Source organism: Nocardioides sp. YJ-D4 (assembly GCF_054031495.1).
In genome coordinates, this window is sequence record NZ_CM132932.1 from 4,935,275 (window position 1) to 4,956,399 (window position 21,125).

The window sequence follows — 21,125 nt, forward strand, 5'->3', positions numbered from 1 at the left end:
ACCAACTCGCTCGGAGGACCCCATGAAGCTCCGCCTGGCCGCGATCGTCACCAGCGCCCTGGTCGTCACCAGCCTCGCGGCGGCCGTGACACCGACCGGTGCCGCGTCCGCCAACACCGCGCCCGCCGCACCCGGCGGCCTGACCGTCGACGACGTCGCCCGCCCGCTCAACACCGATCTGATCCCACGGTTCGGCTGGCTGCCCCAGGACAGCGACGCCAACGAGGTGCAGAGCGCCTACAAGATCGAGGTACGCGACGCCGCCGGCGAGATCGTCTGGGACTCCCGCAAGGTCACCTCCGCGCAGCAGTCCTACGTGGACTACGCCGGCGAGACCCTCGAGTCCGGCAGCCGCTACACCTGGCGGGTCATGACCTGGGACCGCGGCAGGCTCCCGTCGCGGTGGTCGGCGAGGGCCGCCTTCGAGACCGGGATCGGCGACGGCGACTGGGCCGGCGCGAGCTGGATCAGGAGACCACCGGGCACTGCGGACAACCCCGCCCAGGAGCGCGACGAGTGGACCCTGGCCCGTACCGAGGTCGAGGTCCCGGACGGCAAGATCGTCCGCGCCCGCAGCTACCTGGCCGCCAGCCACACCGCCGAGCTCTATCTCGGCGGCGAGCAGGCCGACCGGATGAGCAACTTCGGCTACCCGAGCGAGGGCTACTACCAGGCCGCGGACGTCACCGACCTGGTCACGCCCGGCGAGACCCTCGCCCTCGGCGTCAAGCTGCACTGGTTCAGCGGTGGCCAGGGTCGCGCCGCGGGCATCCCCGGCGTACTCCTGAAGCTCGAGCTGACCTACGCCGACGGCGAGACGACCACGATCGTCACTGACGGCTCCTGGAAGGTCCGCCGCGGCCCGTACGTCACCGTCGGCACCCGCAACGGTGAGGGTCTGTGGATCGAGCACCTCGACGGCCAGGCAGCCCAGCAGATCGGCGACTGGACAGCGCCGGGCTACGACGACTCCCAGTGGTCCGGTGCCGTGGTCGTCGGCGCGCACCCGGTGGCGCCGTTCACCCACCTGGAGGGCCAGCAGACCCGGCTCGAGGAGACCGTCGTCCACCCCGAGCGCATCCTCGAAGCCGCCGACGGCACCCCGGTCGCCGACTTCGGCACGATCATCCCTGCCCGACCCGGCGTGCACTTCGAGGACGGCGTGGCCGGGCGACAGGTCCCGATCCGGGCAGGCTACGAGCTCGCCGACACCGGCCGGGTCTCGACCACGGGTCTCTCGACGCAGAGCACCAACATGTCCTTCCCCTACACCCAGGCTGCGGGCGAGCAGGACTACCTGGCGGTCGGCCACCTGGGCTTCCGCTACCTCGAGATCCCGGGCGCGGGGGAGGAGATCACCGCCGAGGACGTGACCGCCACCGTCGTGCACACCGCGTACGACGAGGACGGCGTCGCCAGCTTCGAGAGCTCCGACGCGACCCTCGATGACGTGTGGGACCTGATGGACCGCTCGCTGCGCTACTCGGTCCAGGAGACCTTCGTCGACACCCCGACGCGTGAGCAGGGCCAGTTCCTGCACGACACCGCCAACATCTCGATCGGCCTGATGTCCGCCCAGCGCGAGCGCGTCGCCTCCCGCCAGGCGATCCGGGAGTTCCTGCTCAGCCAGGAGCGCTACTGGAGGACCGGCAACGACGCCGGCCGCTACAACGCGGTCTACCCCAACGGCGACGGCAAGCGTGACATCCCCGACTTCACCGAGGTCGTCCCCGACTGGATCTGGCGCTACTACCTCGAGACCGGCGACAAGGCCGTCCTCGAGGACGCGTACGACAACCTCACCGCCACCGCCGGCTACATCCGCCGCCACATCGCCACCAGCGGCCCGACCCAGGGTCTGGTCACCAACCTCTCCGGCGGCTCCGGCCAGTATCTCTACGGCATCGTCGACTGGCCGGCCCACGGTCGCTTCGGCTACGACATGACCACCGCCGCCAGGACCACGGTCAACGCGCTCGGCGTCGACGTGCTCCGCAAGGTCGCGCTGATCGGCGAGGAGCTGGACCGCCCCGACGCCGAGGTCGCCGCGCTCCGCTCGGACGCCGACGCCCTCGCGACGCGGATGAACCAGACGCTGCGCAAGGCCGATGGGACCTACGTCGACGGCCTGCTCGCCGACGGCACCCAGTCCGCCCACGCCGGCCAGCACGCGACCTCGTACGCCATCGCCTTCGGCGTCGCACCGGAGCAGGATGTCCCCGCACTCGGTGAGCAGATCGCCTCCCAGGGGATGAAGCAGGGCCCGATGACCGCTCACGTGCTGCTCGAGGCCCTCGCCGAGGCCGGTGCCGGCGAGAGCGTCCTGAACCTGCTGACCAACGAGGACGACTACGGCTGGGCCGGCTGGCTCGCCGGCGGAGGCACCTTCACTCCCGAGGCCTGGGAGCTGAGCGGCTCGGCCAACAGCGCCTCTCACGGCTGGGGCTCGCGCGGCATCGTCGACGTCACCGAGTCGGTGCTCGGCATCCGCACCACCGCCCCGGGCGCCGCCGAGGTCGAGCTCACCGTGCCGGCCACCGGCCTGACCCACGCCAAGGGCTCCGTGGCCACCCAGCGTGGCCGCGTCGCCTCCGCCTGGACCCGCACCGCCGACGGCCTCACCCTCCGCGCCACGGTCCCGGTCAACGTCACCGCCGTCGTACGCCTCCCCGAAGGCTCCTACCTGGCCACCGGCCCCGGCAGTGCCACTCCGGAGCGCCTGGGGACCGAGAACGGCATCACCTCCTACCGGATCGGCTCCGGCGCCTGGACCTTCACGAAAGGAGCGTGACCAGGGTCCATGGCTCCGCTAACCTGCGGCAGTGCGCCGAATCGCCGTGCTCGCCGCGGGTCTCCTGGCCGGGTCGACCCTGGCCGCCTGCGGCACGTCCGAGCCGAGCGAGACGGCCTGGCCCGACGGGCTCACGGCCTACCTCGACCAGACCCGGCTCCAGCGCAACACCGGTGAGGCGTTCGTACGCCTCGTCAACGACACCGGCACCTCGATCGAGGTCTCGCGCGTCGAGGTGAGCAGCGACCGGTTCCGGGCCCGATGGACGGGCTCGGAACCGGTCGACCCCGAGATGGACTTCGACTTCGACATGCCCCGCGGGAAGTGCGGCGAGGGCGGCGACGCCGACCTGACCATCACCTGGCGTCAGACCGGCGACGAGGAGGAGTGGCGCACCAGCACCGGCACGGCCGAGGACAGGTACGCCAACGTCGACCGTCTCCTCGATCGCGACTGCGCCGAGGGCAGCCTGACCGAGGCCGCCGACATCACCGTCGGCGAGCCCCGGGTCGAGGGTGAGGGCAAGCAGAGCGTCTTCATCCTCCCGGTCACGTTCGCCCCGACGGAGGCTCGCCCGGACGTCACCTTCGACGGTTGGGAGGGCACGGTGCTCTTCCAGCTCGCGGCCGAGACGCCGACCTGGCCGCGAGCGACCCCGCTTCCGATGACGGGCGACCCGACGACGCTGGAGCTGCGGGTCCTCCCCGCCCGGTGCGACCCGCACGCCCTGGCCGACGACAAGGTCGGCAGCCTCTTCCGGGTCCACGTCGGCGGCCCCGACGTCCCGGACGGCGCCAGCTACTTCCTCCCGCTCAGCAAGGCCCAGAAGACCGCCCTCTACGACTTCCTGCCCGGCTACTGCGGCTGGGAGTGACGCTCAGCCGAAGAGCGGACCGAGCGCGGCCCGGGCGAGCAGGAACCCGACGATGCCCACTGCCCATGCCGTCGCGCTGGCGGCATGCTTGGCCAGCCAGCCGTCGAGGACGGCCAGCGGTCTGGCCACCAGGGGAGCGGCGAAGACGCGCGCGGCGGTGAGCAGGAGCGCCGGAGCGATCATCACGGCGCAGTAGCCGAGCACCCACAGCCCCGACACCGGCCAGTCCGGCCCCTGGGTCCCGATCACTCCGATCGCGGCGAGGTAGGGGAGCATCGAGGCGGCCTCGACCAGCCCGGCGAGCACCGCCAGCGCGGCGAGCGCCGAGGCCGAGCCCGATTCGGAGGCGACCGCCCGCTCGCGCCAGCGGAGCAGGCGGCGCGGCGGCTCCGGCGCCTCGGTCCGGCCCTTCGCCGAACCGGGCGGGTCGACCTTGAAGCTCCACGCGAACAGGCCGACGCCCACGAGCAGCTGCCCCCACAGGAACGGGCGCGAGTCGCTCAGCCCGGTGAGCGCGTCGGCCACGGCCGTGCCACCCAGCAGGATCGCGATGCCGAGCAGCGCGTAGAACCCGGCGATCGCGCCCAGGTAGACCAGGATCCGCCCGGGCCGCACCCTTCCCGGCGCCATCAGCAGCCACACCGGGATCAGCAGGGTGCCGAAGCTGGTCGAGTCGATCAGCGCCAGCACCGCCAGTGCGACGTACGTCGCGGTGCCGCCCAGATCGCCGGTGAGTGGGCCGAGGTCGATGTCCATGCCCCGAGGCTCGCGTGTGCCCGGCCTCGCGCGCGTCAGCCGAACCGCTGATCCTTCCGCCCAGGGATACATCCTTCGGATGACCCGGGGAAGCGGCGTACGTGCTGAGATGGTGTCGTGGACCGCCCGACCCTGCTGCAGCAGCTGCCCGCGGCGCTTCTCGGCGGTGGCACGAGCCTGCGCGCTGCGGACCGCCGGCTGGCCTGGCTCGACGCCGTGGTCGTGCTCGTTGCCGGTCTCGCGCTGCATGCCCTGGGGCAGGTCGGAGGCGTACACGGCGTGCAACCGTTCGGCATCGACCTGGACACCGTGCCGACGTGGTGGCATCTCGTCCCGCTCGCCCTCGCGGCCGGGGCGCTCGTGCTCAAGCGGCGCCGTCCGCTCGCGGTGCAGACCGTGGTCGCCCTCTGCTTCGGGGCGGACCTGCTGCTCGGGGGCAGCATCGCGATGGTGGTGGTGCTCTGGGACGCGCTCTTCGCCGGGCAGCTGCACGGGTCGCCGTTGGCGCGACGCATCGCCGCCTTCGCCGTCGCGGCGGCCATCGCTGCCTCGGTCGTCGCCTCCGCCGCGGCCACCTCCGACCCACGCACCCCCGTCGTGCTCGCGCTCACCCTCTTCGCGATCATCGTCACCCCGATGTGGTGGGGCAGCAACATACGTCAGGGCAGCGAGCTCGCCGATGCCGCCGATGACCGGGCCCGGCTCGAGCGGGAACGCAGCGCCGCGCTGCTGCGCCTGGCCGAGGCCGAGCGGCACGATGCGGTCCGGGCCGAGCGCTCCGCGGTGGCCCGGGACCTGCACGACGTCGTCGCGTCCCACCTGTCCGCCATCGCGCTGACCTCGGGTGCGGCGCTGGCCGGCGAGCACGACCCGGAACGGGATCGAGCGGCGCTGCGGTCGGTGCGGGCCGAGAGCCTGGCCTCGCTCGATGACATGCGCGCGATGATCCGGGTACTGCGCTCCGACGGCGATCCCGGTGACGCCGAGGACCTCACCGCCGCCTCCCGTGCCGCCAACCTCGGCCCCGTCCTCGACCAGGCGCGACTGGCCGGTCTGCCGCTGCTGGTCGACGACCCAGATGGGCTTCTCGACGGCGCCGACCTCGCGCTGCCGGTCGCGGTCGACCACGCCGTCTACCGGATCGTGCGCGAGTCCCTGACCAACGTGCTCAAGCACGGCGGCGGCACCACTCGTCTTCGCCTGATCCCCGGCGACGCCCTCGCTATCGAGGTGACCGATGCCGGCGCCGCGAAGGAGCCTGCGGCCGAGGCCGGGACCGGCACCGGACTGGTGTCGATGCGCGAACGAGCCGAAGCCCTCGGTGGAACCTTCGAGGCCGGCCCCGACGGCACCGGCTGGCGGGTCCGAGCGATCCTGCCGCTGCCGGGAGTGAGCGCATGATCCGGGTCCTGCTCGCCGACGACCACGCCGCCATTCGTGCCGGCCTGCGCATGCTGCTGGCCACTGCCGGCGACATCGAGGTGGTGGGGGAGGCCGCCGACGGCGCGACCGCGGTCGCCAACGCGCGGGCTCTGCGCCCCGACGTCGTGCTGATGGACGTACGCATGCCCGGCACCGACGGCGTGACCGCGACCCGCCAGGTCGTGGAGGAGGGGCTCGCCGACGTACTCGTGCTCACCACCTTCGACCTGGACGAGTACGTCTTCGGTGCCCTCCGCGCCGGCGCGGCCGGCTTCCTGCTCAAGTCGGCCGAGGCGTCCGACCTGGTCGACGCGGTCCGGCACGTCGCCGCCGGCGACGGCGTGGTCGCCCCGGAGGTGACCCGCCGGGTGCTCGCCGAGCTCGCCGGAGCGCCGGACCGATCGGCCCCGGCGGGGCCGTCCGACACGTCCCTTCCCACAGATCTCACACCCCGGGAGAGGGACGTGCTCGCCGCCCTGGGACAGGGCCTGTCCAACGCCGAGATCGCCCAGCGGCTGGTGATCTCCGAGGCCACCACGAAGACCCACGTCTCCCGTGTCCTGGCGAAGCTCGGGGTCGCTTCCCGGGTCCAGGCGGCGATCGTGGCCCGCGAGGCGGGCATCGTCTGACGACGCGCTCACACCCCAGAGTTCACCGGTTCGTGACCTTCGGAGCCCCCATCCGGACGTGCCAGGTAGCAGAATTACCAACCGTCCGTAACGCACACACTGGAGGATTCATGTCCGGGAAGAACCGCTCCGTGCTCACGATGATCAAGCTGCTCCTCGCAGGTCTCGTCGCCACCACCAGCCTGCTCGGTGGGAGCGTCGCGCTGGCCCCTGCCGCCCAGGCCGACTGGATCGAGAGCTGCACCCACAAGGGCTGTGCAGAGGCCCTCGACTCCAACGAGGTCTGGGCCTCGCTGGGCTACCCGTCCAACCGTGGCTGGCACGACTGGCCGCCGACCGGCACCTGCAACTTCTCCGGTGGCACCTACAACAACTACGAGGGCGAGCTGCCCTCGGGCCACTCCTACCTCGAGTTCGACGTGACCCCGCGTGAATGCGGTGCGCAGCGTCAGTCCTACCGGCTCGTGGTCGACACCACAACGGGTGATGTGTACTTCACTCCCGACCACTACAGCACCTTCTACTTCCTGGTCTGAGTGTTCCCGCAACGGGCCTCTGACCTGGGCAGACACGGCATCGCCGGCCCAGGACAGAGGCCTGTCGCCCTCTCAGAGGCAACCTGAGACCCCGCTGAAACGTCCTGGACACGGAGCCGACGATCGCGTCGGGCCTGGGAGCCCGCCGTACTCTAGGAACGTTTGTGACCGCGGGAGGGGACAACTTGAGCTGGCAGGGCAATCCGCCTTACACACCCACGCCGACGCCGAAGAAGAAGCGCGGAAAGAAGGTCCTGAAGGCCTTCTTCGTCGTGATCCTGGTGGGCGCGCTGATCGGCACTCTGGGTGTGATCGTGGCCTACAACGCCATCCCGATCCCCAACGCCAACGCCGCGTACGAGAAGGAGACCTCCTTCGTCTACTACCGCGGCGGCAAGGACGAGCTCGGGCGCTACATCGCCGACTCCCAGGACCGCGACTCGCTGCCGTACGACGAGATCCCGCAGCTGATGAAGGACGCCGCGGTCGCCGCGGAGGACCGCACCTTCTGGACCAACAGCGGCATCGACATCAAGGGCATCCTGCGCGCGGTGGTCAACAACAACACCGGCGGCACCCAGTCCGGCGCCTCGACGATCACCCAGCAGTACGTCAAGAACCTCTACCTCACCCAGGAGCGCACCTACTCCCGCAAGGTGAAGGAAGCGGTCATCTCGCTGAAGATCAGCCGGCAGAAGTCCAAGGAGGACATCCTCGCCGGCTACCTCAACACCATCTACTTCGGCCGTGGCGCCTACGGCGTCGAGGCCGCGTCGAACGCCTACTTCGACAAGCCGGCCGCGAAGCTCACCCTCCAGGAGGCCGCCGCACTCGCCGCGATCCTCAACGACCCCAACGACCTCGACCCGAGCAACGGCGAGGAGTCGGTCGCCGAGCTCGAGGGCCGCTACCGCTACGTCATCAACTCGATGGTCAAGATGGACATGGTCGACGCCGCCGAGGGGGAGAAGGCCAAGGAGTCGCTGCCGAAGTTCAAGAAGCCGCGCTCCGACAGCCGCTACGGCGGACAGAAGGGTCACGCGCTCAAGCTGGTCCGCGACGAGCTCCTCAAGCTCAAGGACGAGCAGGGCAACCCGCTGGTCACCGAGGACGAGATCAACGGCGGCGGGCTGCGGATCACCACCACGCTGACCAAGAAGACGATGAGGACCGTCGAGGAGGCGGTCAACGACGTACGTCCTGAGGACAAGAAGGCGTACGACGAGGGCAACGAGAAGGACGAGCTCCATGTGGGCGCGGCGACGGTCGACGTGAAGACCGGCGCGCTGCGTGGTTTCTACGGCGGTCAGGACTATCTCGAGTCGCAGATCAACTGGGCAGCGAGCAGCGCCACCATGGCCGGGTCGACCATGAAGCCGTTCACCCTCGCCGCCGCGCTGAAGGCGGGCTACTCGCTCAAGGACACCTGGAACGGCAACTCGCCGATGGAGTTCCCCGGTGGCGTGAACGTACGCAACTCCGGCCAGAGCGCCGCCGACCCGTACGGCCACAGCTACGGCTCCAACGTCAGCAGCCTCCAGGCGATGGAGGACTCGATCAACACCGCCTTCGTGGAGATGTCCGACTCGCTGCCCAACGGCAGCAAGGACGTCTACGACATGGCCGTACGCTCCGGCATCCCGCGCGGCGACCGTCTCGACCCCGCCTACCCGGGGATCCCGATGAAGTCGGGCGCCGACATGCAGCCCGAGAACTTCCTGCTCACGCTGGGCAACTCGACGGTCAGCCCGATCAACATGGCCAACTCCTACGCCACGATCGCCAATGGCGGGATGCACAACGACGTCTTCGTCGTCTCCAAGGTGGTCGACGCGGACGGCACCGTCATCTACGAGCACGACGACACCGCGAGCAGCAAGCGGGCGATGGACGAAGAGATCGCCAACGACACCTCCTACGCCCTGCAGCAGGTCGTCTCCAGCGGCACCGGCCAGGCCGCCAGCGCCGTGGTCCAGCCCGCGGCGGGCAAGACCGGCACCGCGACCAACGACAAGGACGAGGTCTCCTCGGCCTGGTTCGTCGGCTACACCCCGCAGCTCTCCACCGCCGTCGCCTACAGCCGCGGCAAGGGCAGCGGCGCCCTCGACGGCTGGCTCGACACCTTCTTCGGTGCCGACTACCCGGCCGACACCTGGGTCGAGATCATGGGCACGCTGACCGACGAGCTCGACTACGAGGAGTTCCCGCCGCCGGCCTGGCTCGACGGCGACGCCCCGGAGTCCGGCCACGCGCCGTACGTCCCGCCGAGCCCGGACCCCGAGCCGACCGAGGAGCCGGAGCCGTCGAACACGCCTTCGCCGTCCCAGACGCCGACGCCGACTCCTACGCCGACACCCACCCCGACCCCGACGCCGACCCCGACCCCGACGCCGACCAACACGCCAGGTCCTCCGGACCCCGACCCCGACGACCCCGACACCGAGCCCGGGCCCGTCTGAGCCGGATCCGGTCCGAACAGATGACGTGTCAACGCTTGGTGGGGGACCTCAGTTCCCACGACCTTGCCCGACACGGTTAGATAGTGCCCGTGTCTGTGATCGCCCCCGTCGACGTCCACGATGACACCGCTCTGAAGGCTTGGTACGCCGTGGAGGCGGCATCGATGGCCTTCGATCGACCCTACGCGTCGCATCGCACCTTCGAGGCGCTCGCGAACTCCGTGCGCACCCCGCACGACCACGGCCGCCGCGTACTCCTCGCCGCGAAGGAGCAGGGCGAGACGATCGGCATCGCCGAGCTCGACCTCCCGGAGGAGGAGCGGAGCCACGTCGTCGAGCTCGGGATCCACGTCCTCCCCGTGCACCGCTGGCGCGGAGTCGGCACCGAGCTGTGGCGAGCCGCCGATGACGTACGCCGCACCAGCGGCCGCACCCTGACGACCGCCGAGGTGACCATCCCGCCGAAGTCGTCCCTGGCCTTCGCGCGAGCGCTCGGATTCAAGTCCGTACGCCGCGAGGACCATCTCGCCGCCGACCTCCCGCTGCCGCACAAGCCCTTCAACGTGCTCGGCTACGAGATCCTGATGTGGGAGGACCGCACCCCCGAGGACCTGCTGGCCCAGTTCGTCGGCCTGCGCAACCAGATGGGCAAGGAGATGCCGGGCAAGTCCCACGAGGACCTGGTCGCGCACACCGCCGACCGCATCCGCTCGGCCGAGAAGAGCACCGCCCGCTCCTACGACCGCATCACCGCCGCCGCCCGCGAGATCCTCACCGGCGAGCTCGTCGGCTACTCCGTCATCTTCCTCGCCCACGGCAGCGACGAGGCCATCCAGGACGACACCTTCGTCAAGTCCGCCCACCGCGGCCACAAGCTCGGCCTCGCCCTCAAGGTCGCCACCCTCGCCGCCGTCCAGCGCGACCACCCCGAGCGCACCAGCATCCACACCTGGACCGACCCGTCCAACGACGTGATGCAGCGCATCAACCGGCAGTTCGGCTTCCGCAAGATCGAGCTCATGCACGAGGTCCAGCGCACCGATCGTTGGTAGGCCGTGCGGGGCTCGAACCCGCGACCCAAGGATTATGAGTCCTCTGCTCTAACCGACTGAGCTAACGGCCCGCGCAGATCCTAGCGGGCATGGCAGTTCCGAGTTTCAGGACACCACGTGCGTTGGCAGTCCCAGACCGGTTCGCCCATTGCCGGGCTTACAGAAAAACGTGCCGCAGCCCCGGCGTTCGCGCGCGATGTCGGCACATCGTCAACAGGTCAGTGGCACTCGCCCTCCGCTGACAGCACGGAGGGCGAGAACGCACCGGGGGAGAGGTTCCTAGTACTCGCCGGGGTATAGGCCGGGGCTAGGGCAGTCGGACCTGGGGCGGATCTTGATACCCGTGGGGATCGAGTTGTTGTTGAGGTCGAGCCCGCTGTTGGGGATCATGCACCACGTGTAGATGGCGCCAGTACTCGTGTTCCTGACTCGGACGAACGCGACGTCGTCATTGCGCGTGTTCCAGACTCGGATTCGCCCGGAGCGAATCGGCACCGACTGATAGTAATCGGTCACGTCCTGATAGCGGCGGAAGTATGTACCGGTGTATGGCTGGTCGTCGTAGAAGCAGACGTTCGGGTAAGGGCACGTGCCGTAGCTGTCTGCCATCGACGGTGCTGCGGTGGTGAGGCCGAGCACGGCGGTTGCCGCTCCGATGGCCGCGGCAGCGGCAGAGACTCGTCGCATCAGACTTGGTTTCATGAGCGAGGTGCTTTCTGTTGCCGGAGAAGTGGGATGTCGGTTCATCGCTCGTGAATGGCGCTCACGATGCCTGTGCAGGCAGCCTCAGGGGAGACCCCCTAGCGATGACTCAACGAAATCTTGCGGGTCTGCGGCGTCTGCAGAACCCGTACGTTCCCCGTACCTGTTCGCGACCGGGCCGTACTGTCGGCTCAGTGGTCGTAGTCGACGGTGACCGCCGGGGTGGTTGGGCGAGACTGGCAGGTGAGAACGTGACCGGTGTCGACCTCGGCCGAGGACAGAGCGAAGTTCTGCTCCATCGCCACCGACCCCAGCGTCACCTTCGCCTTGCAGGTGCCGCAGGCTCCACCGAGGCAGGCGTACGGCGCGTCCAGCCCGGCCTTCAACGCGGCCTCGAGAACGGTGTCGCCGGCGGTCAGGGAGACCTCGTGCTGTCGGCCGCGCAGGCCGACGGTGACCGTGGCCGGGGCGAAGCCATCAGCGACCCGGGGTTTGGCGTAGCCGTGGAAGAGCTCGACGTGGACGTGGTCCGGCTCGGCGCCGCGCTCGAGGAGCAGGTCGCGCAGGTCGGTCACCATCTCGACCGGTCCGCACAGGAACCACTCGTCCACCGACGCCGCGGGCAGGTCGGAGCCGATCCACCGTTCGAGCTTCGCGCGGTCGATGCGACCCCGGAGCGGGGCAGGGTGCCACGGGTCGCGGGAGCGTACGTGGATGATCCGGAGCCGATCGGCGTACCGCGTCTCGAGGTCGTCGAGCTCGTCGCGGAACATCGTGCTGTCCGCGTCCTGGTTGCCGTAGATCAGGGTGAAGCGGCTCTCGGTCTCGACGGCGAGGGTGGTCTGCAGGATCGAGAGGACTGGGGTGATGCCGCTGCCGGCGGTGATCGCCACATAGCTCTTCGTGGCCAGCGGGTCGACCGCTGTCCCGAACGAACCGGTCGGTGTCATCAGCTCGAGCGTGTCGCCGGCTCGGAGCTGCTCCATCGCGAAGGTGGAGAAGGCCCCGCCAGGGATGTGCTTGACGGCGATCGCCAGTGTGTCGGAGGTGGCCGAGGAGCAGATGGAGTAGTTGCGACGTACGCCCTCTCCGCCGAGGTCGGTGCGGACGGCGAGGTGCTGACCGGGTTCGAAGGAGAACTTCTCGCGCAGCTCGTCGGGCACGGCGAAGCGGATCAGCACGCTGTCGTCGGTCAACCGATCGACGCCGGCGACCGGAACCGGGTGGAACTCCGCGGCACGGGCAGAGGATCGCTTCGGCATCCGCACCGGGAGGAGCCGGGCCATCTTGCCGTTCAGCGTCTTCCATTCGCGGTACTCGTCCGCGTCGAGCTGATGGCCGAAGACCGTCCCGATCGCGGCATCGCGTTCGAGGTAGGCCTCCTCGTTGCGTCTCCAGGCCGCGACGTAGCGGTAGAACGGGATCGAGGGATGCAGGTGGTGGACGAGGTGATAGTTCTGCGAGAGGAGCAGAGGAGTCAGGACCCACTCCGAGCCGACGCGGTTGCGGGTGGCGCGGTAGCGGTTCTCCTGCTGGGTGTCCTCGAGGTCGTGGTGCGGCAACCAGTCGAACCACCACGCCAGCACGAACATCGCGACCCGCTCGGGGATCAGGTACAGCACCGCCAGCGTCCACAGGTGGCCGGTGAACCCGGCCGCCACGATCACCACGATGCTCATCACCAGCAGGAACGAGGTCTCCACCACCTCCGCCCGCGGACGCCGCCGAACGTTGCGCACCAGGAAGGAGAGGTACGGCACGTCCATCAGCGGGAACCGGAACGGCACCTGCCACCACGGAGCGCCACTGACGAAGTGGTCGGGGTCGTTGTCGTCGTCGTTGGTGTTGCGGTGGTGCTCGACGTGGATGAACGCGAACGACCTGAACGAGATCAGCGGCGACACGAAGAACATCGCGACCCGGCCGAAGGCGACGTTGACCCAGCGATGGGTGCTGATCGAGTAGTGCGCGGCATCGTGGAGCACGGTGAACAGCACGAAGATCGCCGCCGCACTGAGCAGGACCGTCACCGGGACCGGAAGGCGCTCGGCCAACGCCGCCCAGGTCGAGACCGTGAAGAGTGCGATCGCGCCTGCGAAGATGCCGACGATGGGCCAGGAGATCGTCGGGACCTTCTCGCCCGGGTCGGGAAGCGCGTGACGAGTGGCTGCGGGCTCCGTCGTTGTTGACATGCTCGAAACGTACGAACCGCGAGCCGCACCCCGCGAGAGGTGCCGAGCCCATGACGATGTGCGCGCAGCACATCCCAGCCGGCTCCGGTCAGACCTGGTCGTGCTCCGGCGAGAGCACGAGTGGGCCCAGGACGCTCACCAAGCGCAATGCAGCATGCAGTTCGGCAACGCGCTCGGTCGCAGGACGCCCACGCCGTTCTTCACCCCGGCGAACCCGCTGCAGCACGGTGTTGCGGTGTACGCCGAGCTCGTCGGCCGCGGCCGCCAGGCCACCCTGTGCGTCGAGCACCGCGAGCAGAGCCCGCCGCTCTTCCTCCTCCCGACGCCCGGTGACCGCCAGCCCGCCCAGCTCGGTCGCGACGAAGGCGCGAGTCAGGTCGAGGTCGCCGCTCATCGCGTCTGCCAGCGCTACCTCGGCGTACGTCGTGACCGCCGCTCCGCGACCCGCGAGCTCGATGATCCGACGGCCGCGTTGTGCCTGGACATGGGAGTCGCGGAAGCCAGCGGCACCGGATCCCGGCGTGCCGAGCGTGACCCGGATCGTGTCCGGGACTCTCCCGGCCAGAGGTCTGAGGTCCCCCGGTGCGATGCCAGGAGCTCCCGTCGTGGAGACCCAGCCCCACAACGCCCGAGCGCCGTCCGGGACGAGCAGGGGATGAGGAGATCCGAAGTGGGCGCCGACCGTCTCACCCACGCGCGCCAGGTCGACGTCGTCGCTGTCGGTCCAGCAGACGAAGGCCGTCTGCCAGCCCGTGAGCCGGTGGGACAAGGTGCGCTCCGCGCGCCGCAGGTCGATCCGTCCGCCGGCGATCAGGGTGCGGACCGCATCCGTCCGCGCCGCACGGGCCCGGGTCTGGATCCGGTCGAGCTCGGCGACATACTCGGCGGCGACCTCGCTGGAGATGCGGTCGACGTAGGCGAAGGCGTAGTGCTGCAGGTGTGCGACCACCGCGAGGGCGAGGGCCGGATCCTTCACCGAGTCGGCGAGCCCGGTCAGGATTCGTTCGCTGAAGTAGGCATGGCCGATCCGGTAGAAGCGCAGCATCACATCGACGCTGTAGCCGCGGCCGGCCATCGCACGCGCATGCTCGAGCGCGGTGACGGGCGCCGAGGCGGCACCCACGTCGATACCGTGCCGCACCATCGACAGCGCGGCCTCGAGATTCGAGGAGCACGATCCCAGCGTCAGCCCGCGGAGCTCGTCATCCGCGCTCGCCTCCGGGATCCGCTCGAGGATGTGGGCGAGCATGTCATCGGCGTACGACGCGACGTGTCCCAGCAGCTCGGCAGCGGTGCGGCGCAGCTCGACGACGACCGACTCGGGCAGGTCTTCCTGCTGTCCCGCGCTCGTGCCCATGTTCGGAGACTATCCACGGTTCCTTGCCGTCCCGCGGCACGAACCCGCAGATGAGAGGTATGTCCCGCGGCGCTACGGGTACCACCGGGGGTACGTGGGTGGTTGGAGGGCCACCCGAGGAGGGAGCACGAACATGTCTGTCACCACGCGCGTGGGAGCCGCTGTAGCGGCTGGCTATGTGCTCGGGAGATTCAAGAAACTGCGACTCGCCGTGGTCGTTGCGTCGGCGCTCAGCAACAGCGCCGTTCGCGAACGCAGCCTCGAGATGCTGAAGATCGGGACACAGAGCCTTGGCGGCTCGTCCGACGTACAGAAGCTCGGGCAGCAGGTCAGCGGAAAGCTCGTTCAGGCGGGTAAGGCAGCCGCGGTCGCCGCGGCCGCGGGCCAGATCGACAAGCTCAGCGATCGGTTGCGTGAGCAGAGCACGCTCTGGGGCGCGTCGTCATCCGACGAGGACACCGATGAGGTCCCGGAGGACGAAGAGCCCGTAGACGAGGCTCAGGACGAACCGGACGAAGAGCCCGAGGACGAGTACGACGAGGAAGCGGAGGACGCGGAGGAAGAGCCCGAGGACGAGTACGACGAAGAAGCAGAGGAAGCAGAGGAAGAGCCCGAGGACGAGTACGACGAAGAAGCGGAAGAAGCAGAGGAAGAGCCCGAGGACGAGTACGACGAGACGGACCAGCAGGACGAGGACGAAGAGGAGAAGCCGCGCCGAGGCGCGCGGAGCTCCCGTCGTCGTCGCGCGGGTGCGCCGACCGGAGGTGCCTGAGTCATGACGGAACAGATTCGCAAGAACGCAGCTACGGACAAGGTGGACTCGGGCCTCCTGTCGCAGCTGCCGATCGACCGGCTGAGACACGAGGCCGTGGGCCTCGGACGAGCCTTCGGTAAGCGGAGCCTGGACAGGATCGGCAACGGTGTCGAAGGGATCACCGATCGGCTGACCGGCTTCGCCGACAGCTTTCCCACGAAGGGCGACGCGAAGCAGTCCAAGGCCGGGTCGACCGTGAAGGCAGGGGCGAAGGCGGCCGCCGACAAGGTCACGGCCCCGGTCGGCAAGGTGAAGGACACCGCCGCCCAGGTCAAGGAGACGGCTGCCCAGGTCAAGGACACCGTCGGCCAGGTCGCCGGGAACCTCGGCAAGAGCGAGCAGCCCACCGGCAAGAAGCTCAAGGTGACGAACATCGTCGAGTCGATCGACGTACCCGTGAGCCGGGACGTCGCCTACGAGCAGTGGACTCAGTTCGAGGAGTTCCCGACCTTCATGAAGAAGGTCGAGAACGTCACGCAGGAGGAGGACGAGGTCATCACCTGGCAGGCCCAGGTGTTCTGGTCCCACCGCACCTGGAAGGCCACCATCCTCGACCAGGTCCCGAACGAGCACATCGTGTGGACCAGCCAGAGCGAGAAGGGGCGCGTCGACGGCGCCGTCACCTTCCACGAGCTCGCGCCGAACCTGACCCGGATCCTGGTCTCGCTCGAGTACCACCCCAAGGGCCTCTTCGAGCACACCGGAAACCTCTGGCGTGCTCAGGGTCGCCGGGTGCGTCTGGAGATGAAGCACTTCCGGCGTCACGTCGCCAACCACACCCTTCTCCATCGCGACGAGATCGAGGGTTGGACCGGCGAGATCCATGACAAGCAGGTCGTGGACGACGGCGCCGACGAGGGCTCGAAGAAGAGCCAGGAGAAGAACCAGGAGAAGAGCAGCAAGGCGAACAGCCGTACGTCGAGCAGCTCGCGCGGTTCCGAGAAGTCGTCGTCCGGCAGCGGGTCGTCCGGCAAGAGTTCTGGAAACAGCTCTTCTGGGAACGGGCAGTCCGGTGACAAGCCCCCGGCCAAGAGACCGGCGGCCAAGAAGACTGCAGCGAAGAAGACGACGACGGCCAGGAAGACCACGGCCAAGAAGACGGCCGCCAAGAAGACCACGAGCGCGCAGCGCCCGACGAAGCAGAGCGCGACCAAGCGGAGCCCGAGGAAGCAGAGCGCCGGCAAGCAGAGCGCGAGCAAGCGTACGTCCTCCCGCTCCTCCGCCAAGGGGGCCTGAGCATGGCCGCCGACGACAGCCAGGTCCACGAGCTCGAGCGTGAGGTCGAGCACCTCATGGAGGAGGTCGACCGATACCGAACCGCCGCGGAGGACGCCCTGCAGCAGCTCGACTGGTGCATCGGCTACTTCGTGGGCAGCGGGAAGTCACGCCTGGCGGCGTCGCTCGGCGCCAACCGGAGCTACATCCGCAGGCACCTCCTCGAGCGTGCCGAGCAGCCCGTGCCCGCAGGGACACCGAGAGAAAGCGACTGAGTCATGACCATCACCCAGCAGAACCGGTACCTCGACCGTCCGGCTCCGAGCAGCCTGGCCGACGTCATCGACACGATCCTCGACAAGGGTCTGGTGATCGACATCTACGTACGCGTCTCGCTCGTCGGCATCGAGCTGCTGACGATCGACGCGCGCATCGTCATCGCCAGCGTGGACACGTACCTCCGCTTCGCCGAGGCGGTCAATCGTCTGGATCTCACCGATACCCAGACCCACGGCATCCCGGAGCTCATCCAGGGCGTGACGGAGTCCGGGGCCAAGGGCAAGACGTCGGGTGCCATCGAAGGGGCCAAGGAGAAGCTCGGGAGCATCCTGTCGAGCGACGACGAGGACTCCGACGAGAACGCCGACGAGGAGAAGGACGAGGGTCGCAAGCAGCCCGCTCGTCGCACCCGTAAGAGCACGTCCAGACAGACCAAGGAGAAGGAGGACTGACCGTGCCTGTCCACATCTACGGAGTCACGGACACATCGGTCACGATCCCCGCGGACCGGACGGGACGGTCGAGACGTCCACTGCGCCAGATCGACGGCGACGGCCTTCGGGTGCTCGTCAGCGACGTGGACGCCGACTCGCGCGTGCTGCGCGAGGACCTGCTGGCACACGCCCACACGCTCGAGGCGGTGGCCGCGCTCGGGACGGTGCTCCCCATGCAGTTCGGTGTGGAGATGCCGGACGACGACACCGTGCGCCACGAGCTGATCGAGAGCCGCGCTGACGAGATCCGCCCGTTGCTGGAACGGTTCGACGGTCTGCTGCAGCTCACCGTCTCGGTCGACCTGATCGAGCCCGAAGCGCTCAGGGAGGTGCTGCGCCGGGACCAGGACCTCGTCGCGCTGCGCGACCACGTACAGCGAGCGAGCCCGCAGGAGCGGCACTCGGCGGAGGTACGCCTGGGCGAGGCCATCGCGGCCGCGCTCGACGCGCTTCGGGCCGGCGTCGGTGACGGCGTCGTCGATCGGCTGGCCCCGACCGCCCGCGCGGTCTCGCTCGGCGAGGTCCGCGGCGCGCTGCAGGCGGCGGAGGTCTTCCTGCTGGTCGAGCGTGACCGACAGAGCGAGGTCGACGTGACCGTGACCACGCTGCGCGAGGACCTGGCACCGCTGGCGTCGCTTCGGTACGTCGGTCCGCAGCCGCCGTACGCATTTCTCGAAGCCGCCTCGTCGGAGGAGCTCGCATGGGCCTGATCACGCAGCTGCTGACCCTGCCCATCGCGCCCGTGCGCGGTGTGGTCTGGGTGGCAGAGCAGATCCAGGACGAGGCCGAGAGTCAGTACTACGACCCGGCCGCGATTCAGGCTGCCCTCGAGGAGGTCGACGCCCGCCGGGAGGCGGGCCTGTTGACCGAGGAGGAGGCTGCCGATCTCGAGGAGGATCTGGTGCAGCGCCTGATCGCCGGAGGCTGGCATGAATGAGCCCCGCAAACCCACGCTGTCCTCGATCGCCGAGCAGGTGCTCGAAGAGCTCGAGGCGCTCGTGGGATGTCCCGCCGAGGGCGTCACGGCGATCCGTCGCGACGACGACGGCTGGGTCGTCACCGCGGAGATCCTCGAGCTCGAGCGTGTGCCGGAGACCACCGATGTCCTGGCGTCGTACGAGGTGACGGTCGGGGAGGACGGTGAGCTCACGGGCTATCGCCGCACCCACCGCTACGTCCGAGCCCAGGTGGAGGATCGATGACCGAGACACAGCGCACGCCCGTCTTCGTGAACAACCGCCCCCAAGCGTCGTCGCAGAGCCTCGCCGACGTGCTCGAGCGCGTCCTCGACAAGGGCATCGTCATCGTCGGCGACATCCAGGTCAGGCTGCTCGACATCGAGCTGCTGACCATCAAGGTGCGGCTCATGGTCGCCTCCGTCGACCGCGCGCGAGAGATGGGCATCAACTGGTGGGAGGGCGACCCGTTCGTCAGCAACATCGAGGACGAGGAGAAGAAGAACGAAGAGCTCGACCTCCGCCGGCGCCTCGAGGCGCTCGAGCGCAGCGTCGGCGGTGAGACCGAGATCGTGGAAGGTGAGACGAGCCGTGAACATCGCTGACCCGACCACAGTGGTCCACGCGTACGGACTGGTGCCGAGCGATGGGCCGCTTTCCCTGCCCGACCGCGGCATCGCGGATGCGAAGGTACGCACCGTCGCGTTCCACGACCTCGAGATCGTCGTCAGCGATCTGCCCACGGAGTCCTTCGGCGAGGCCGCCTGGGCAGCGCACGGGGAGGAAACGAGCTGGCTCACCCGTGTCGCCTCGGCCCATCACGACGTGCTCCAGCACCTGGTCGAGCAAGGGGACGTGCTGCCGCTGCAGCTCCCGGGGATCTACCCGAGCGACGAGGCGCTGATCGTCGCTCTGGAGTCGAGTCGTGTCCACCTCGGAAACGCCTGGCAGCTCCTGGCCGGTCGGGTCGAGTGGTCGCTCCAGATCTTCCCGACCTCGGCTCCAGCTGCGCCGGAGACGCCTGCGCCCCGCAGCGGCCGTGAGTACCTCGAACGGCGCCGGTCGCAACAGGACGCCCGTGACGCCGAACGCGGACGGCGCGAGACTGCCGTGACGCAGACGCACGAGACGCTGGCTCGCGGCGCGGCCGCGAGCGTCGTACGCGCCCCGCTCGATGCTGCCGTCACCGGACGCGACGAGCCGATGCTGCTCAACAGCGCCTACCTCGTGCAGCGGGGGGAGGAGCACCGGTTCCTCGGCCTTGCCGAAGAGCTTCACAACCATCTGGTCGCCACTGCCGGCATGCGTATCGAGGTGACCGGGCCGTGGCCGCCCTACAGCTTCGTCGGTGCGGAAGAGCCGCACGACGACGGCCTGACCGGACTGGTGTCATGACGCTCGAGCGTTCCCCCGCACTCGACGAGACCTCGCTCGTCGACCTCGTCGACCGGCTGATCGACGGCGGCGTCGTGGTGGGCGGCGACCTGGTGCTGTCGCTGGCCGGCGTCGACCTCGTCTACGTCGGCCTGCGCCTGGTCATCGCCCCCGCGCACAGGATCCAGCTGCCCGGAGCCGGGAGGCAGTCATGATGCTGCTCTACGCCGTCGCCGCTGGTGACGCCGACAGCACAGCCGCCACGGAAGGTACGCCGCTGCGGGCGCACCGATACGGCGAGGTGACGCTCTTCGTCGAACCGCGCACCCAGGCACCCGAGCGATCGACCCGCGAGGTCTTCGCGTACGGGCGGATACTCCACCAGCTGTGGACCCGGTTTCCCGTTCTTCCGGTCCGTTTCGGGACGGTCGTGAGCGACGAGACGGAGCTCGAGCAGCTCGTCGCGGAGCACGAGAGCGCATGGACCGAGAGGATCACCGCCGTCGCGGGACGCAGCGAGTGCATCGTGCACCTGCCGTTACCGGGCGGTGCCGTCGACAGCACCGACAGCACCGACAGCACCGACAACGCGGAGCAGACGGGCACGGGCTATCTTCGCCGGCGCGCCGCCGAGGTGAGATCGCACGAGCACCAGACCGCCGAGCTGAAGGGGCTGCTCGCTCCGTACGCCTCGGAGATCACGCCGCTGCCACAGGTCCGCCCGAGCGAGGAGCGGCTGTCCGTCCTGGTGGCCGACGAGGTCGTGGAGGAGGTCTTGGCGGCCGTCGAGCGGTGGGCCACGAGCCGGGCTGGTGCGACCGTCACCGGCCCCTGGCCACCGTTCAGCTTCTGTCAGGAGGTCGGCGCGTGACGGATCCGGAAGACCGAGTTCCCTGGCCTCTGGACCTCGATGACGAGCGGGACCTGCCGTCGGCGCTGAGCCGGCGGATCGACGCCGACCCCGAGTCCGTCGAGAAGGGGCTCGTACAGCTCGTGCTCACCCTGGTGGAGCTGCTCCGCCAGCTGATGGAGCGTCAGGCGATCCGACGGATGGATGCGGGAGGCCTGAGCGAGGAGGACATCGAGCGGCTGGGGCAGACCCTGATGCTCCTGGACGAGAAGATGACCGAGCTGCGCGACCACTTCGGGCTCACCGCTGAGGATCTCAACATCGACCTGGGCCCGTTGGGCAAGCTCCTCTGAGGATCAGCTCTCGCCGCTCG

The 21,125-nt window shown here is 69.2% G+C and carries 23 protein-coding genes and 1 tRNA gene; 19 read left to right on the plus strand and 5 right to left on the minus strand.

The features are described 5' to 3' along the window. The first annotated feature begins 22 nt into the window (after window positions 1-22). Window positions 23-2,791, plus strand: coding sequence for a family 78 glycoside hydrolase catalytic domain (locus ACW14X_RS23640; protein ID WP_457163515.1), 2,769 nt, complete (start codon window positions 23-25; stop codon window positions 2,789-2,791). Between the two features lie 31 nt (window positions 2,792-2,822). Further along, window positions 2,823-3,665: a hypothetical protein gene (locus ACW14X_RS23645; RefSeq protein ID WP_457163516.1), complete on the plus strand. Its 843-nt coding sequence runs from the start codon at window positions 2,823-2,825 to the stop codon at window positions 3,663-3,665. A gap of 3 nt (window positions 3,666-3,668) precedes the next feature. Here ACW14X_RS23645 and ACW14X_RS23650 read toward each other — a convergent pair whose 3' ends face one another. Then, window positions 3,669-4,421, minus strand: a complete 753-nt coding sequence (locus ACW14X_RS23650; protein ID WP_457163517.1) for a GAP family protein — start codon at window positions 4,419-4,421, stop codon at window positions 3,669-3,671. Between the two features lie 117 nt (window positions 4,422-4,538). On the opposite strand from ACW14X_RS23650, the gene ACW14X_RS23655 reads away from it, so the two are divergent. From ACW14X_RS23655 to ACW14X_RS23675, 5 genes are all read left to right on the plus strand, one after another. Beyond that, complete coding sequence (locus tag ACW14X_RS23655; RefSeq protein ID WP_457163518.1) at window positions 4,539-5,822, plus strand: sensor histidine kinase; 1,284 nt, start codon at window positions 4,539-4,541, stop codon at window positions 5,820-5,822. Beyond that, window positions 5,819-6,472 (plus strand): response regulator, encoded by a 654-nt coding sequence (locus ACW14X_RS23660; protein ID WP_457163519.1) that lies wholly within the window; start codon window positions 5,819-5,821, stop codon window positions 6,470-6,472. Before ACW14X_RS23655 ends, ACW14X_RS23660 begins: the two co-directional genes overlap by 4 nt. A 110-nt stretch (window positions 6,473-6,582) precedes the next feature. Continuing rightward, the gene (locus ACW14X_RS23665; RefSeq protein WP_160028510.1) at window positions 6,583-7,008 is read left to right on the plus strand and encodes a ribonuclease domain-containing protein; all 426 of its coding nucleotides are present in this window, start codon (window positions 6,583-6,585) and stop codon (window positions 7,006-7,008) included. Between the two features lie 185 nt (window positions 7,009-7,193). Beyond that, window positions 7,194-9,467 (plus strand): transglycosylase domain-containing protein, encoded by a 2,274-nt coding sequence (locus ACW14X_RS23670; RefSeq protein WP_457163520.1) that lies wholly within the window; start codon window positions 7,194-7,196, stop codon window positions 9,465-9,467. A gap of 89 nt (window positions 9,468-9,556) precedes the next feature. Then, window positions 9,557-10,519, plus strand: a complete 963-nt coding sequence (locus ACW14X_RS23675) for a GNAT family N-acetyltransferase (protein WP_160028512.1) — start codon at window positions 9,557-9,559, stop codon at window positions 10,517-10,519. Here the strand turns inward: ACW14X_RS23675 and ACW14X_RS23680 are convergent. The 4 genes from ACW14X_RS23680 to ACW14X_RS23695 all read right to left on the minus strand — a co-directional run bounded on the left by ACW14X_RS23680 (window position 10,514) and on the right by ACW14X_RS23695 (window position 14,770). Beyond that, window positions 10,514-10,590, minus strand: a tRNA-Ile gene (locus tag ACW14X_RS23680). The two genes, ACW14X_RS23675 and ACW14X_RS23680, sit on opposite strands and share 6 nt — an antisense overlap. Window positions 10,591-10,798: 208 nt before the next feature. After that, complete coding sequence (locus ACW14X_RS23685; RefSeq protein WP_457163521.1) at window positions 10,799-11,266, minus strand: hypothetical protein; 468 nt, start codon at window positions 11,264-11,266, stop codon at window positions 10,799-10,801. Between the two features lie 146 nt (window positions 11,267-11,412). Continuing rightward, window positions 11,413-13,413, minus strand: coding sequence for a fatty acid desaturase (locus ACW14X_RS23690; protein WP_457163522.1), 2,001 nt, complete (start codon window positions 13,411-13,413; stop codon window positions 11,413-11,415). 88 nt (window positions 13,414-13,501) lie between these two features. Then, the gene (locus ACW14X_RS23695) at window positions 13,502-14,770 is read right to left on the minus strand and encodes a helix-turn-helix domain-containing protein (protein ID WP_457163523.1); all 1,269 of its coding nucleotides are present in this window, start codon (window positions 14,768-14,770) and stop codon (window positions 13,502-13,504) included. Window positions 14,771-14,903: 133 nt separating this feature from the next. On the opposite strand from ACW14X_RS23695, the gene ACW14X_RS23700 reads away from it, so the two are divergent. The 12 genes from ACW14X_RS23700 to ACW14X_RS23755 are packed head-to-tail and all read left to right on the plus strand — an operon-like array spanning window position 14,904 to window position 21,105. Beyond that, the gene (locus ACW14X_RS23700) at window positions 14,904-15,542 is read left to right on the plus strand and encodes a hypothetical protein (protein WP_457163524.1); all 639 of its coding nucleotides are present in this window, start codon (window positions 14,904-14,906) and stop codon (window positions 15,540-15,542) included. 3 nt (window positions 15,543-15,545) lie between these two features. Continuing rightward, window positions 15,546-16,820 (plus strand): SRPBCC family protein, encoded by a 1,275-nt coding sequence (locus ACW14X_RS23705; RefSeq protein ID WP_457163525.1) that lies wholly within the window; start codon window positions 15,546-15,548, stop codon window positions 16,818-16,820. Window positions 16,821-16,822: 2 nt separating this feature from the next. Then, the gene (locus ACW14X_RS23710; RefSeq protein WP_457163526.1) at window positions 16,823-17,074 is read left to right on the plus strand and encodes a hypothetical protein; all 252 of its coding nucleotides are present in this window, start codon (window positions 16,823-16,825) and stop codon (window positions 17,072-17,074) included. Window positions 17,075-17,077: 3 nt separating this feature from the next. Further along, window positions 17,078-17,530: a gas vesicle protein GvpJ gene (gene gvpJ, locus ACW14X_RS23715; protein WP_160028526.1), complete on the plus strand. Its 453-nt coding sequence runs from the start codon at window positions 17,078-17,080 to the stop codon at window positions 17,528-17,530. Between the two features lie 2 nt (window positions 17,531-17,532). Then, entirely contained in the window at window positions 17,533-18,282 is a 750-nt protein-coding gene (locus ACW14X_RS23720) for a GvpL/GvpF family gas vesicle protein (RefSeq protein ID WP_457163527.1), read from the plus strand. Next, entirely contained in the window at window positions 18,273-18,509 is a 237-nt protein-coding gene (locus ACW14X_RS23725; protein WP_457163528.1) for a gas vesicle protein GvpG, read from the plus strand. Before ACW14X_RS23720 ends, ACW14X_RS23725 begins: the two co-directional genes overlap by 10 nt. After that, window positions 18,502-18,774 carry a gas vesicle protein GvpO gene (locus tag ACW14X_RS23730; RefSeq protein ID WP_457163529.1) on the plus strand — a complete coding sequence of 91 codons (273 nt, stop codon included), beginning with the start codon at window positions 18,502-18,504 and terminating at the stop codon, window positions 18,772-18,774. Before ACW14X_RS23725 ends, ACW14X_RS23730 begins: the two co-directional genes overlap by 8 nt. Beyond that, the gene (locus ACW14X_RS23735) at window positions 18,771-19,133 is read left to right on the plus strand and encodes a gas vesicle protein (RefSeq protein WP_457163530.1); all 363 of its coding nucleotides are present in this window, start codon (window positions 18,771-18,773) and stop codon (window positions 19,131-19,133) included. The genes ACW14X_RS23730 and ACW14X_RS23735 overlap by 4 nt, the downstream gene beginning before the upstream one ends. After that, window positions 19,120-19,923 carry a GvpL/GvpF family gas vesicle protein gene (locus tag ACW14X_RS23740; RefSeq protein WP_457163531.1) on the plus strand — a complete coding sequence of 268 codons (804 nt, stop codon included), beginning with the start codon at window positions 19,120-19,122 and terminating at the stop codon, window positions 19,921-19,923. The genes ACW14X_RS23735 and ACW14X_RS23740 overlap by 14 nt, the downstream gene beginning before the upstream one ends. Next, window positions 19,920-20,117: a gas vesicle protein GvpJ gene (gene gvpJ, locus ACW14X_RS23745; RefSeq protein ID WP_160028538.1), complete on the plus strand. Its 198-nt coding sequence runs from the start codon at window positions 19,920-19,922 to the stop codon at window positions 20,115-20,117. The genes ACW14X_RS23740 and gvpJ (ACW14X_RS23745) overlap by 4 nt, the downstream gene beginning before the upstream one ends. After that, a complete protein-coding gene (locus ACW14X_RS23750; protein WP_457163532.1) occupies window positions 20,114-20,773 on the plus strand; it encodes a GvpL/GvpF family gas vesicle protein in 660 nt (219 codons plus the stop codon). The genes gvpJ (ACW14X_RS23745) and ACW14X_RS23750 overlap by 4 nt, the downstream gene beginning before the upstream one ends. After that, window positions 20,770-21,105, plus strand: a complete 336-nt coding sequence (locus ACW14X_RS23755) for a gas vesicle protein K (RefSeq protein WP_457163533.1) — start codon at window positions 20,770-20,772, stop codon at window positions 21,103-21,105. Before ACW14X_RS23750 ends, ACW14X_RS23755 begins: the two co-directional genes overlap by 4 nt. Window positions 21,106-21,125 lie beyond the last annotated feature (20 nt).

What these genes read in the sequence shown, in the direction of transcription:
- ACW14X_RS23640 (WP_457163515.1), top strand. Translation starts at nt 23, where the DNA reads ATGAAGCTCCGCCTGGCCGCGATCGTCACCAGCGCCCTGGTCGTCACC.
- ACW14X_RS23650 (WP_457163517.1), bottom strand. Translation starts at nt 4,421, where the DNA reads ATGGACATCGACCTCGGCCCACTCACCGGCGATCTGGGCGGCACCGCG.
- ACW14X_RS23660 (WP_457163519.1), top strand. Translation starts at nt 5,819, where the DNA reads ATGATCCGGGTCCTGCTCGCCGACGACCACGCCGCCATTCGTGCCGGC.
- ACW14X_RS23665 (WP_160028510.1), top strand. Translation starts at nt 6,583, where the DNA reads ATGTCCGGGAAGAACCGCTCCGTGCTCACGATGATCAAGCTGCTCCTC.
- ACW14X_RS23685 (WP_457163521.1), bottom strand. Translation starts at nt 11,266, where the DNA reads ATGAACCGACATCCCACTTCTCCGGCAACAGAAAGCACCTCGCTCATG.
- ACW14X_RS23690 (WP_457163522.1), bottom strand. Translation starts at nt 13,413, where the DNA reads ATGTCAACAACGACGGAGCCCGCAGCCACTCGTCACGCGCTTCCCGAC.
- ACW14X_RS23695 (WP_457163523.1), bottom strand. Translation starts at nt 14,770, where the DNA reads ATGGGCACGAGCGCGGGACAGCAGGAAGACCTGCCCGAGTCGGTCGTC.
- ACW14X_RS23700 (WP_457163524.1), top strand. Translation starts at nt 14,904, where the DNA reads ATGTCTGTCACCACGCGCGTGGGAGCCGCTGTAGCGGCTGGCTATGTG.
- ACW14X_RS23705 (WP_457163525.1), top strand. Translation starts at nt 15,546, where the DNA reads ATGACGGAACAGATTCGCAAGAACGCAGCTACGGACAAGGTGGACTCG.
- ACW14X_RS23710 (WP_457163526.1), top strand. Translation starts at nt 16,823, where the DNA reads ATGGCCGCCGACGACAGCCAGGTCCACGAGCTCGAGCGTGAGGTCGAG.
- gvpJ (WP_160028526.1), top strand. Translation starts at nt 17,078, where the DNA reads ATGACCATCACCCAGCAGAACCGGTACCTCGACCGTCCGGCTCCGAGC.
- ACW14X_RS23725 (WP_457163528.1), top strand. Translation starts at nt 18,273, where the DNA reads ATGGGCCTGATCACGCAGCTGCTGACCCTGCCCATCGCGCCCGTGCGC.
- ACW14X_RS23730 (WP_457163529.1), top strand. Translation starts at nt 18,502, where the DNA reads ATGAATGAGCCCCGCAAACCCACGCTGTCCTCGATCGCCGAGCAGGTG.
- ACW14X_RS23735 (WP_457163530.1), top strand. Translation starts at nt 18,771, where the DNA reads ATGACCGAGACACAGCGCACGCCCGTCTTCGTGAACAACCGCCCCCAA.
- gvpJ (WP_160028538.1), top strand. Translation starts at nt 19,920, where the DNA reads ATGACGCTCGAGCGTTCCCCCGCACTCGACGAGACCTCGCTCGTCGAC.
- ACW14X_RS23750 (WP_457163532.1), top strand. Translation starts at nt 20,114, where the DNA reads ATGATGCTGCTCTACGCCGTCGCCGCTGGTGACGCCGACAGCACAGCC.